At 41.6% G+C, this 13,621-nt stretch carries 8 protein-coding genes; 1 reads left to right on the top strand and 7 read right to left on the bottom strand.

Annotation, left to right across the window (positions count from 1 at the left end; genetic code table 11):
• The first annotated feature begins 1,197 nt into the window (after positions 1-1,197).
• Complete coding sequence (locus tag FLA_RS29395; RefSeq protein ID WP_084206083.1) at positions 1,198-2,226, top strand: S41 family peptidase; 1,029 nt, start codon at positions 1,198-1,200, stop codon at positions 2,224-2,226.
• Between the two features lie 357 nt (positions 2,227-2,583).
• Here the strand turns inward: FLA_RS29395 and FLA_RS29390 are convergent, their stop codons facing one another.
• From FLA_RS29390 to FLA_RS29355, 7 genes are all read right to left on the bottom strand, one after another.
• Entirely contained in the window at positions 2,584-2,841 is a 258-nt protein-coding gene (locus FLA_RS29390) for a hypothetical protein (protein ID WP_144263985.1), read from the bottom strand.
• Between the two features lie 483 nt (positions 2,842-3,324).
• Positions 3,325-4,245: an NAD(+)/NADH kinase gene (locus FLA_RS29380; RefSeq protein ID WP_076377073.1), complete on the bottom strand. Its 921-nt coding sequence runs from the start codon at positions 4,243-4,245 to the stop codon at positions 3,325-3,327.
• Positions 4,242-5,264, bottom strand: a complete 1,023-nt coding sequence (locus FLA_RS29375; protein WP_076377071.1) for an SPFH domain-containing protein — start codon at positions 5,262-5,264, stop codon at positions 4,242-4,244. The genes FLA_RS29380 and FLA_RS29375 overlap by 4 nt, the downstream gene beginning before the upstream one ends.
• A gap of 248 nt (positions 5,265-5,512) precedes the next feature.
• Positions 5,513-6,865 (bottom strand): DUF4302 domain-containing protein, encoded by a 1,353-nt coding sequence (locus tag FLA_RS29370; protein ID WP_076377069.1) that lies wholly within the window; start codon positions 6,863-6,865, stop codon positions 5,513-5,515.
• Positions 6,866-6,871: 6 nt separating this feature from the next.
• Entirely contained in the window at positions 6,872-8,269 is a 1,398-nt protein-coding gene (locus FLA_RS29365; protein ID WP_076377067.1) for a substrate import-associated zinc metallohydrolase lipoprotein, read from the bottom strand.
• A gap of 18 nt (positions 8,270-8,287) precedes the next feature.
• On the bottom strand, positions 8,288-9,769 hold the full coding sequence (locus FLA_RS29360) for a RagB/SusD family nutrient uptake outer membrane protein (protein ID WP_076377065.1): 1,482 nt from the start codon (positions 9,767-9,769) through the stop codon (positions 8,288-8,290).
• 38 nt (positions 9,770-9,807) lie between these two features.
• Positions 9,808-13,452: a SusC/RagA family TonB-linked outer membrane protein gene (locus FLA_RS29355; protein WP_231940358.1), complete on the bottom strand. Its 3,645-nt coding sequence runs from the start codon at positions 13,450-13,452 to the stop codon at positions 9,808-9,810.
• Between the last annotated feature and the right edge of the window lie 169 nt (positions 13,453-13,621).

The raw sequence follows: 13,621 nt of genomic DNA, 5'->3' as shown, positions 1-13,621 counted from the left end.
GCTGCTTAAAAAACCACTTTATTTTTTCGCGCAGCAACTTGTAATTGTCACCCGCTAATTTATAGAAATGGTCGGAAAGTTCCGTGGGTACTTTTTAAAGTTTTCAATTTTCATCAAAGGTTGTTTTCTCCTCCGCCAAAACTTTAGATTTTCGACAGCATGTTTCCTGGACACTTTATGAGATTACAAATGTTGCTTAGAAAGTTGCTTGCTACCATGCGCAAATCTTAAAATTACGCCAATAGGCTGTCCTATGCGGCTCAAAGATTTCAAATTTTGAGCTGAGAATTTGTAATTGTTGCCTGCAAACTTATAGGAATGGGCGGCAAGCTTCCTGGGCATTTTTTAAAGTTTCCAATTTTCATCAGAAGGCTGTTTTCTCTTTCGCCAGAACTTTAGATTTTGGTCCGTGTGTTTTCTGAGCACTTTCTGAGATTTCAAATGTTGCTTAGAAAGTTGCTTGCTGCCATGCGCAAATCTTAAAATTATGCCAGTAGGTTACCTGATGCGGCTCAAAGGTTTCAAACTTTGCGCTGAGAATTTGTAATTTTCATCAGCAAATTTGTAAATGGCGTCATAAAGTCCAACAAGGAAGTTGGTTAGCTGGTCCGGCAACATTTGTTTAATGAAGGGCATATCTCAGAAGATAGTCCTGAATCGCTAAAAGTTATTCCACTCCACAACTTTTGCGTATAATCCGCTATTACCGTAGAGTGCGTGAATATTGAACGAACCAGGTAACTAAACTTAGTTTCAGGGGCAGCGGACAACTACTGATATTCTTTTGTTAATGAAATGAATATGATTGCGAAACATACTATCCTTATTTTATTATACTAATATTTTTGAATACATTATTTTTAGACAAATAGATGTTGTAATCTACCAGGTCGAGTAACATTTATTAAAGTTTTGCGTATAGGCCTATAAGAGCGCAAGACTATTTTGAGTTATAATATAATGATTGATTGTTTTTTACATAGAAAATCGAATATGTTTATCAAACGCTTATTAACCTTCTGCCTTCTATTTATCGGAACAGGATTTGCCTATTGCCAGAACTGCAACTGTAGCACAGCCTTCCAATGGTTGAAAAAGACTTTTTAGGAAAATGATGCGGGATTTAAATACATACTTTCCATAAAAGGGCAGGCTGCCTATGATTATCATACTCAAAAAATCCAGGAAAAAATCAATGTGGCAAAAACCAGGGAAGAATGCTTACCTGTACTACAGGAATGGTTGCATTTTTTTAGAAAAGGGCATATTTACATCAAAACGCTTGAGAGGGAAAAGGGCAACGAAAGCCCGGCTCTTGCCAAACAATTAGATACCCTTTCCATTAAAAATCAATTTAAAGAATGGCCGCGATTACCAATTTCTCTTCCTGAATTTGAAAAATACTTGAGCAATAAAAAAACTCAGGACTTTGAGGGTATTTGGGATGGCACACCATATAAAATTGCTATTAAAAAAACAGAAAATGGATATAAGGGTATCCTAATAAATAATGTTTCTCCTTATTGGGAATCAGAACAGATAAAACTGGAAATAGTAAGAGAGGGTAATGAGTTAAAGGGAATAGCTTATATGCGCGATCATTCCAAAGCTAAAAGCGACCATATAGAATGTATGGGTCAGAATTATTTACACGTTGCCGGCCTTTGGTTGAAGCGGCTGGCACCGGTTCTTCCTACGGAAACAGAAGTCCAGGAGTATTTAACATCAGGGAATGCCAAAAGCCCATTTATAAAACAGCTCGACAACAATACTCTGTATTTCAGAATCCCTTCATTTGATCCGAGACAGAAAAAGGCAATTGACAGCGTGCTAGACGCGAACGATGAAATACTGTCAAAAATGCCAACCCTTATTATCGATATTCGAGGTAATGGAGGCGGTAGCGATTTTAGCTTCAGTCATATCATCCCCTATTTAAAAACAAATCCAATATCAACTTTTGGAGTTGAATACCTGAGTACATCCATAAATAATAACAGGATGTTGGATTACATTAATAAACCGGAATACAAAACTTTTTTTACTGATGAACAGAGGGAATGGGCAAAGAAATCATACGATACCTTACAGAAGCATTTGGGAGAATTTATCTATTTGAAAGAGCCTATAAAAGAAAAAGAAGGGGAAGACGCTGCCACAAAAAGAGCATACCCCAAACAAGTGGGCATTATAATAGATGGTGAAGTAGGTAGCTCAGCCGAATAATTTGTGCTGGCGGCCAGGCAAAGCAAAAAAGTAAAATTTTTCGGAACTCCTACTTTTGGGGCAGCTGACATTTCAAATATGTACTCTATAAAAGACCCTTGCAACGAATATGAATTAGGGTATAGTCTATCTCGCAGCAAGCGAATTCCACAATATATTATAGATGATCGCGGTTTGCAGCCGGATTATTTCATTAGCAATGAAGTCCCGGCGTTTAAATGGCTGGCGTATGTGAAGCAAATCCTGGAACAGTAGTTCTATAAAAGGCAAACATTTACCTGCTACATGTTTAGTCTTTAGTTGTATAAACTAATTTTCCGCTGGTGCAGGTTTACACTAATCTGCCATCGGCGAATATCACTCCGGGGCAGGTTTGCTCCCGCGTTGCATCCGCCCATCTTTCGCAGCCATGGGTTTACGCCCGTGTGCCACCAGTGCATACCATGCCGGTACAGGTTTATTCCGGCGCAACATCGCCGCATCTTTCTCTGCTGCTGGTTTACGCCAGTATACCACCGGCGAATACCTCGCGGGTACAGGTCTACTCCCGGGCAACACCAGCGTAAGGTAAAAGGGCGCCGGATTATGTTGGAAGGACACCAGCCCGTCACTCACTGGTACAAGGTTATCCCTCAGCAGCACCAGAAAAGTCTACAAGGGTAGCACATTCTGTTGGAGGGGCACAAGCCTATCACTCACTGATACCAGGTTATTCCTCAGCAGTACCAGAAAAGTCTACAAGGGTGCCACATTCTGTTGGAGGAGTACCAGCCCGTCACGCACTGGTACAAGGTTATTCCGCAGTAGCACCAGGAAAACGTACAAGGGTACCACATTCCGTTGGAGGGGCACCAGCCCGTCACGCACTGGTACAAGGTTATTCCGCAGCAGTACCAGAAAAGTGTACAAGGGTACCAGATTATGTTGGAGGGGCACCAGCCTGTCGCACACTGGTGCCAGGTTATTACTCAGTAGTACCAGAAAAGGATAAAAGGGTGCCTGATTTCGTCGGAGGGGAACCAGCCTATCGCACATTGGTATTAGGTTCTTACTCAGTAGCACCAGAAAAGGGTACAAGATTTAGCCTGGGTAAACAGATTACGTAATAACCAATCTGGCCGTTTCCGGCGCAATACCGATGGTAGCAATAGAGCCGCTGTTGAAACTTAAAAAATCAGCTTCTACACCATCACTGAAAATAACCCCGTTGGCAGGCATTAAGGATTCTATTTTCAGCAGAGATTGCTGTTTGATCGATCCCAGCGTAATGGCAGTTTGCGTTCTAATGCTTTTAAAGGGCTCCCTTACAGCAAAGATCAATTCATTCTCTTTCAAAACAGGCCTCAGGGCTGGTTGCTTTCCACCAAAGGCATTCGTAATGCCATAAGCCATATTCATAATTGAACTCAGCCACCCCGTTGAACCCGCAGGAGTAGAAACGATCAGTCCGCTCGAAGAGTGTTCTTCGGTATTTGCTTCATAGGTAATTTTATACCTTGCCGATACATGGGACGAGGCTCCAATAAACAGATCGTTAAATGCAAGCAATCGTTGCCCATCATTGAGCCGGGCTTCTGCCAGCCTTTTTGTCTCAGCCTGGTATTGATTGGTAATAACCCCCTCAACACCCTGGATAAAATCTGAGGTATTGAATGGCAGAAGCACACCATCATAGCGGTCTATATCCGGATTCACAGCTATGATGGGAATACCCCTGGAGTACTTTGCGGTGTTAGCAACAAGGCCATCCTGACCAATTACAATGATGAGGTGATTTTCAGAAAAAATAAAAGAAGGCATAAAAACCCTGTCAACAATTTTATACTTGATGACTTTAGTAAGTCTCGACTGAACTTCGTTCAATGAGTGATGGAAGGTTTCATGCTCCTTCTCATAATCCTCAAAATTTCCCCCTGATCTCTCAATGTAAAACTTAGCCTGCGCTTTAGTATTAAAGCGTTCTACTAAAGACTCCAGCCTTGTTTTGTTCTTCACTATAATAGCATACTCTACACTCATTTTCTTCTTTCTGGTTTTTCACTCAGTAATGAACTTAATAAATCAGGACTGATATTCAGATTCCCTACTTTATCAGCATTTTCAGCAAGTTCTCTAAAGGCCAGCGCAATACTAAACCGTGGATCAGAATTATTACCCAATGCAGTCAAAATTTTCCAATCCATTTCTTTGTATGGTTTTAGAGTGGTTTCTAAAACATAGCCCTGGGTTTCGGCTTCTTTCTTATCATTGGCAGTTTTTTGCTCAATAAATTGCTTTCTCTGATTCTCTACAGAAATATCAGCCTCCAGTTGCATCTCTCTCAGCTTTCTTTCATTGTCAGCTTGTTGAACTCTGGATTCCATTTTCTTTTCTGCAATCTGTTTTTGTTTCTCCTCTACCGCTATTTCAGTATTTAATTCTGTTTCCTTAATAATACGTTCCTGCTCAACAGCAAAGTTCCTGCGCTCATATATGGCCTGATCTGCTTCCTGCTGCAATTTTTCCCTGGTTTCCGTTTCCAATGCCCTTGCCATTTCAGGAGTAGCAGAAATTCCAAGAATGTTAGCCCCCAGAATTTCAATACCTAACATTCCAATCGCAGCCGATGATTGTAAACCTTCCAGAATCTTATTCTCTATTGCTTTGGCAGATCGTATAGCATCTTTTAGTTTAATACTATGTATATAAGCCGAAGTAGCGGTTTGAGCCTCGTTGATAATACGTTGGTTCAGCTTTTCAATATCATTCTTTTTGTACGCGCCACTGTCGGTAACAGTGAAATCTAAAACATCCGCAAGCTCTTTCGGTTTGCTGATCTTATAACTGATTTGTCCCTGAATGTTCACTTGCTGATAGTCGTTGGTAGACTCACTAAAAATAAAAGGCAGATCATTGCTCCCCATTGGAATAGCTACAATAGAGCTATTGGGTGCAAAGTAAAAGAAGGAAAGCCCGCGTCCTTCTTTTTTTATGCTCCCACTTTTAAAATGCAGAACATAAGTCATTGAATCGAATTTGATGTGTTGGATGCCAAACATATGGCTTAGGTTTTATGTAAAAGTATTTGTTAGCGTTATTATGACGCAAATAAATAAACTTTTGCTTACTACCCAAATTATTTGCGTTTTTTCTACGCAAACAAGATTAACCAACTTCTTCGGCTTAAGCTAATTCGAAGCTCCACGGGCAGCTATTCTTATCCTCGTTTTCTAACGCTACTTAAAACAGGAAGGCCTTACCCACGCATAAGCGCAGTAAGGCCTTCTGAAGAATATGGGGGATACTCTTACTGTTTTCGCATCCGTCCGTACATAAAATCACTGGCATTGCTGGTTTTATACAATCCTCCCAGTGTAGGGGATGATGGTGTAGAACTCACCACCCAATCCGCTTTGAAAGGACCGCTTTGCAGCCAGGTTAAAAAACTTCCGATCTGAGTAATCCTGGTTGTCCAGTTTGTATTGGAAACAGATGGCGTATAGTTGGTTAGGGTGATAGTATTATCTGCATAAGTATAAGTAAACGATGCATCCGCCAGGTAATGGGTAGAGCCGCTCCAATACCAGATTCTGACTAAAGCAGTAGTGCTGTTGGATAATCTGAACTCAACTGTATCTACATACCTGGACGTGGAAGAAAACCTGCTGATCAATCCACTGAACTCACTGTTATAATTAGACGTTACACCAGTTGGCAGCGTGGCAACAGCCGTGCTTGGATAAGCGGTTCCATAGCAGTAAATAGAATTGTACGTTTTAGTTGAGCCAAACATATCAACAAAATCAGCTAAAGGAGTAGGATTTTGCAACACAGCATACTCCTTACCGCTGTCATCAATAGCCACCAATGTATTGGCGTCTTTTAATTTGAGGGCAATGATTTTTACACCTAATATCTGGATGGCATCGGTGAAGTAAATGCCATCAATGGAATAACCAAAACCTCTTGTATCAGATGCAATGGAATTATCGGCCTTTTTCACCTGCGCTGTAGCAATCTTTCCGGCAATGGAAAAACCCACCTTAAGGTCGCTACCCTCCGCATTTACCAGGATATAATTGTTATTATGTGTTGTAAAAAAGGTGTTGAAATTAGCGATGGCCGTTTTATACTCTCCGTTATTATACTGGGCAGCTTCACTGGCAGAAGCCTTCATCATATAAAGATAGTTTTTATACTTCTTACCTCTTAAAATAACAGTATCTGCTGAAGAACGGATATACTCAAACTCTATATCACTTTGCAATCCGTTTCCCGTAGTTCCTCCATTTACACTTGTTTGCGGGTCCTGCATAATGGAGATGTAATTGTATGTATCAAATGACAGCTGGGTGTTCATCACATACAATATCCGGTAAGTAGAATTTTTAGCAGTAATTGCTGCATCATTATTCCAGTCAGCATACATAACCACCTCTCCCACCGAGTTAAAATTCATATAAAACCCATAACCGCTTCCTGCAGCAGAGGTACGTAAAAAGCCTTTCCAGCCATTAACACCTTCCAGCAGTTTGTTTTGCAGTTCGGCATTACGCTCTTTCATGCGTTCCTCAGGCAATTGATCAAAAACCAGATCAACATCATGTTTCACACAACCAGCCAGAGATACAAGTAAAATAAAATATAATAATTTGTTCATAGTATATTATTTATAAGTTACCGGACCATAGAAGTAATTAGTGGCTGTTCCGTTTACATAAAAACCAGCAAAGGATCTGTACAAAGCATTGCCGGACGTGATGGTTGTTGGCAGGTAAGCCGCAATAAATTGCCTGTTCACAAGATAAGGCAGTATGTACTGCTCAAATGCAGGCTGTACCTGCGCATTAGCGCCATTAGAATAGTTAGTAGTTGTTCCTTCCGGCATTTTTTTAGAAAAACTAACAAGCCCCGTGCTGGTATTCAGCGCAATAGTAAAGTCATAGTCTGCAACCAGGTTGGTGTTTGCACTATTTCTATAATACGCTCTGAACGCCATTTGTGTGGCAGTTGAAAAAACAAACTGAATACTATCCAGCGTTCTGCTTCCCAGGGAAAACAATGACGCTTTATAGTTATTATACACAGTAGTGAAAGCAGCAGAAGAACCGTACGTTGTATAATGTGTAGCAGATGGATTAATAGTGATGGTATTTACGGCATTGCCCGCAATTCTGTAAGGAAAACTTAAAGTAACATCTTCCGGATCTACCACACCATAACTTGTTTTTAAAGCGCTTTGTACCTCAGCCTGTAACTTATAAAGATCGATATTAAAGTAGTTGAGCAGGTACTGATAAATAATAGACTCCTTCTCTTTCAATCTTGCCTTGCCAGTGGCGCCAGCCTGGGCCAGGCAGTTGTTGTACCATACCGGTCCCTCCACTACAATATGTCCCACCATTTCAGCAAAATCTTCTGTATAGGCAGAGCTTGCATACGGTGATACAAAACCTAACATACGCGTCGCGCTATCCGTTTTTGTAGTCCATTCGGGATCATAGTCACCTTTGGAAACCAGTTCAAATGCAGGAGGAATAGGAATGCTCTGGTTTAAACAGTGTGTAAATTCATGGTGCACTGTTCTCATTCGCCTTCTTACATTTTCGCCGTTAGCAGCAGAAAAATTGTTTAAATCATATAAATCTACCCTTCGCGCATTTGTGGCCGAGCCTAACGTATAAGAGTTGTCGGTATTGTAAGAGCCGGAACCGTAAAGCACCCATTGCTTGGGAAACTGTACTTTTCCAAAACTGGCACCTGCAATTTTACTGTAAGGGTTGATAAAGCAGGTAAGCACTGCCTGCATGGAAGGTTGTACCTTATTTAACTCAATGGGCGCTACGTTTTTGGCATACTCAGCTTCGTATAATGCAAACCGGTATTGCACATTAATATTCCAGGGCACATTAAAATAAGTATTCAACCAGGTATCTACGGCAGAAGAAGTAGCCGGAATATCCACCGTATAATCATCCATTGAAATATCCAGGTTCTCATCAGATTTTCTGCAAGAGACCAGAAGGACTGAAAACACCGTATATAATAAAAAAAGTTTTTTCATATCTCAATTAGTTTATAGTTATCGGGGATTGGGTGCAAGATTAGATGCTTTTTGAGCAGACTCAGGAATCTGGAACATTCTCCTGTTGTCGTCTGGCCCTAACTCTTTATAAGTAGCATCATTATTAACATCTATATAATCGTGTTTAACAGTAATACGATGCCTCAGCACATCCAGCCATCTCAAACCTTCGGCCATAAAGGCACGTCTTTTAAAATCAAGCACCGTAAGAATGATGGCCTCCTGATCGTCTGTAACATTGAAATAGGCTTTTGACTTTTCAGCAGTTACTCCATAAGCAGCCTTAGAATAACCTGAAATACGAACGCTTGCCATCAAATCGCAATCCGCAATAGCCCTATCCAACATACCTAGCTGTGCATAAGCTTCCGCTCTGTTCATTAACGCTTCATCAGAGGTTAACAAAGGCAACATAATATAAGGTCGGCCGGTTCCGGCAGATACATTGGTGTAATAGAAATACTCCCAATACTTATATAAGGTATAATTACCTGTACCGCTTGTCCACGACCTGTAGTAGAAGGTACCTCCAGCAGGCGAAGCTTTGGTATAGTACCCTGAATACACATTCACGCCCAACCCGTACCTGCTGGTGCCGTAGCTGGTGGAACGCTGATACACAGAATAGGTTTCGTGCAATAAAAGATTGAACTTCTTATCACCCTTGTTAAACCATTGCCTGTATTCGTCAGCAGACAGGCTCGGCGTTTCTGCCGCTATATTCCTGATGTTTCCGGTAAAATCGCCACCGGTAAATATAAGATTGGCATGATCAACCACCTTTGCCCACTCGGCCTTAAAAGAGTAGAACCTTGCTGCAAAAGCATGTGCTGCTGCAGGCGTAAAGTGATAAGCCGGTACCGCCCACGTACCACCGGTTAATAAAGGAATTCCTTCTTCAATATCTTCTTCTATTTGCGCATATACCGAGGCTACCGTACCACGTCCATATTTTTTGATAGCTGCTTCCTCCGGTTCTAGTACATAGGGGATACCGGGCGAATCATTCGCCCCACCTGGTACATATGCTTTTGCAAAAAAAGTAACCAGCATAAAATGCCCATAGGCACGGGCCAGCAATGCTTCTCCTCTATAAGGATCGGCAGCCGCTCCCAGGTTATATTCTTTAATAGATTTTAAAGCCTGGTTGGCTGCAGCAATACCTTCATACACACCAGTCCAATATTGATAAGGGGTGTTATTACCGGTAGATGCTACTTCCTCCCAGTTATACATTTCAGGAAAAGGCGTAGTGGTGTTGGTTCCGGAAACCAAAGGCCCTTTATCACACGCATTGTCCGAATATAATTCGGCCATAGCCATGTAACCGTAAGATGGATAGGCTGTTCCCACCAATTGAGCCACCTTTTCCACTGAATTTATTTCTGTCCGGTTATCTGGTTCCTGCTCCAGAAACTTTTTACAGGATGAGAGAGAGATAACAGAAACCGCTAGTATTGATAGTATCTTAACTTTCATAATTTGAGTAATTATCGGGTCTAATCAGATGATGATTGCTACAATCCGGCTTTCAATGAAAAAGTGAATTGCTTGGGAACAGGCATTGCCACACCACCATTGCTAATGAATTCAGGATCTTGTCCCAATAAGTTTTTATCGGAATATAATAACGCGATATTATTACCTACAAGAGAAAACTGCATAGCATTGAGCCCAAGCCTTTTCACCAGGCGCTGAGGCATCTGGTAAGATACAGACACCGTTTTCAGGCGGATAAAGTCACCTTTAGCTACCCTTTGATCAGAGTAATTATAAGCGTTATAAGCATACCTGGGACTCAAGGAAGTTCCTGTAGACAACCGGGTAAACTGATCATACGAATACTTATCCAGGATAGAAGGCACCTTGGTAACGGTTTCATCACCAGGCATAATCCAACGGTTCTTCATCACTTTACTCATGGAGTAAAGATCATCGTAGCTGGCAGCAAAAATGGGTTGCAGTCTTACATAATTTCCCCATGAGTAAGTAACCAGGGCAGATATAGAGAAGTTCTTATAATCAAATTTGTTGAAAAAACCGCCGGTGAAAGTAGGATCGGTAGGACCTTCGTACTTTAAATACTTTACCGTAGTACTTTGTAAATTGATGTAATTGTCTTTTATACCAGCTTCACTGATATAGGTAGGCGATCCGTTTACTGAGCTTAAGCCATCAAACGGGATAGAGAACAGGCCTCTTTGCGCATAACCCTCTACCGTTCCGCCTTCTGCCCTTACCACATCCCATATTCTGGGCGACATTTCTAACCGGGTGATCTTGTTCTTGTTGATAGCCCAGTTCAGTTGAGTACGCCACCTGAAACCGTCGGGACGGGAATTTTTTACAGGTGCCCCACCAATGGTAAACTCCAGACCATGCGCATCCATGGTACCATTATTAATGGTTTTGGTATCTTCCCCACCAATACCAGACGTTTGAACATCGCTGATTAAGTCATGAATTTTCCTGTTATACCAGTCAATAGTAACATTTACATTACCATTAAATAAACCCAGGTCGGTACCTATGTTTACTTCATTCGTCTTCTCCCACGTTAAATCAGTATTGGCCAGTGATGAAATATAGGTTTGCGTCTCTTTTTCTGTTTCATAAGGTCGGTACGCCACACGGTTATAATAAAGAGCAGCAGTATTACTGGCGTTTCCAATATTACCCACTAATCCATAAGTAGCCCTCAGCCTTACCGAAGACAATACCTTGCCGGGTTTAAAGAATTTTTCATTATCAATATCCCAGGCTCCGGACACGTTCCAGGTGGGCAACCATCTTGCCTGTTCCGACTTACCCATTTTATTGGAACCATCCATACGGGTAGTGAAGTTGAAACTATACTTGCCATTGTAGTTATAAGCACCTCTGAACATGTAAGCCAGAAAACGGTCGTAGCTGTTAGACATCGCAAAATAAGCGTCACCGCCTTCTGTTGCCTTTTTAAAGTAACGGTAATTGACATTTACCACACCGCCGTTCTCGTAATCGTAGCCAACACCATCAAAATTATAATTCTGCCTGTCTGCAGTACGCGCTTCCATAGAAGCAAACAGGTTAAACTTATGGTCCTTAATCGTTTTGTCGTACTCCAGGTTATTACGTACGTAGTAATTGGAGATTTTATTTTCATACGTATTAAAGAAGCCGCCATCCGGCAAAACCACCACAGGTAATTCGTTATTATCCGGATCGTCGTAGAGATAAGTATTGTCGTCCACTACACTGGTGCTGCTATATGCCCTGAACGCAGCAGCCATGTTAGACGATGCCTTTATATAATGATTCCTGGTTGTTTGCGCAAAGCGATACGCACCGTCAATGGAATATTGCAACTCAGGGGTAATCTTGTATTTCAATCCGCCCTGAATTTTAATATCCATCATTTGCAACTTCAGGTAATTATTATTAAGCTCATTCACAATATTGAAAGGAGCCCAGTTCATAACAAAATACTCCAGATCGCCCTTTTGATCATAAGGAGTGATCATCCTGCTGGTGTTGATGGCATACGTGTAAGGATTAATGTCGAAAGACCTGGAATAAGCTCCATACACAGCATCAGACTGGCGGGTAAGCGTTCCGGGCGCTCTTTGATTCCTTACCGATGCATTGGTAAGAAATTCTATACTCAGCTTATTGTTAACCTTAATAGTAGTTCTGTTATTAGCAGTATACCGGGTTACCGCATCACCCAACGTTTGCCCGTTATCGTGCATGTAGCTGCTGGAAAAATAGTTCTGAAATTTATCCGTTCCTGCAGTTACACTTATGGCATGTTCCTGCATCAATGAGTTTTTAAACAGTACATTAAACCAATCTGTATTCGCCCTGGCATACCGCTGCAAAAAGCTATTGCGGCCAGCAAGATTCTGATCGTTACTCAATGCCCAGGAATCAGACCCTGCATCATAATTATACATCTGGTTATATAACTTATAAAAGATACCTCCATTCTGAGGAGTAGCTACAGAAGCTGGCCGCAGATACCCCTTGTTTTCCATCTCAATCATAACCGACATCTGATCGGCCGAATTCATGATATCAAACTGGCTATAGCTAGGCTTTAAATAAGTAGTAAAGTTTCCGGAGTAATTCATATTAGCCTTTCCCTGCGTATTACGGCCTTTTTTGGTAGTTACCACAATTACCCCGTTCATCGCCCTTGCACCATATAATGCAGTAGCAGCAGCATCCTTTAATATAGTAAATGATTCAATGTCGTCCGGACTTAAGCCAGCCACAGAAGAACCAATCAGCGTGTTGGCATCACCGGTAGAAAGCGCCTCGTTAGAGATGTTCACTATATCTTCCAATATAATCCCATCCACTACCCACAAAGGCTTGTTATCACCTGACAGTGAAGTGGCACCTCTTACTCTTATTTTAGGAGCTGCACCAAAAGTTCCGGAAACGTTTTGAACAGATACACCGGCAACCTGTCCTTCCAGCATCCTGGAAACATCAGGAATACCACTACGTTGGGCATCTTTAGCATTCAGTTTAACAGTGGCACCGGTAAATAATTTCTGGTTAAGATTCTGGTAACCGGTAGATACCACCACCTCTGACAGTTTATTCTCTGTAGCTTTCAGTTCTACAGCAATCTTTTCTGTGGTAGCCCCCAGCTTTACTTCTTTAGCCACAAAGCCAACAGCATTAAATACCAGTATGGAATTTTCACTAATGGATTTGAATTCAAACCTGCCTTCTTTATCAGTAGTGGTGATGTTTTTAGTTCCTTTTACCATTACAGAAACATCCTGCAAGGGAGTACCCTCCGCATCCTTTACCACTCCCGATACGCCAATGTTATTGGCTGCTGCATTCAGTACCAGGGGAGCATCGTAATGCATGGTCAATGCTTTTATCACCACCACACTGTCCACAATGGCATAAGAAAGCGACTTACCAGACAGGGCAAGTTTTAACGCCTTTTCCAATGGCATCCCTGTTACCGAAAGATTCACATTGCCGGCCTGTTGCAGCATCACTGTGTTGTACACAAACTGAAAGCCGGTTTGTTTCCGCATTTCCAGGAACGCCTTTTCTATAGGGGCATTCTTCAACCGGATGGTAACATTTTGAGACAATCCTTTTGCCGAAACCTGTAGAGAGGCAACAGTAGTCAATAGTAATACGAGTCTCATAATCCGCATAGTTTGATACGGTAATCGTCGCAGTAGGGGCACAACGATCCCATAAGCAGTTAATTTCATACTTTTGTTGTGTTGGGTTTAACTTTTGAAATGTTCAAGTCGACTGTTCGGCCCACGTTACAAGCCAGTAATGTTCCACCATTACTGGCCTATTTATATA

The organism is Filimonas lacunae, assembly GCF_002355595.1.
Lineage (GTDB): Bacteria > Bacteroidota > Bacteroidia > Chitinophagales > Chitinophagaceae > Filimonas > Filimonas lacunae.
Note: the sequence above shows the minus strand (reverse complement) of the source record. Positions and strands in the feature narration are given on the sequence as shown.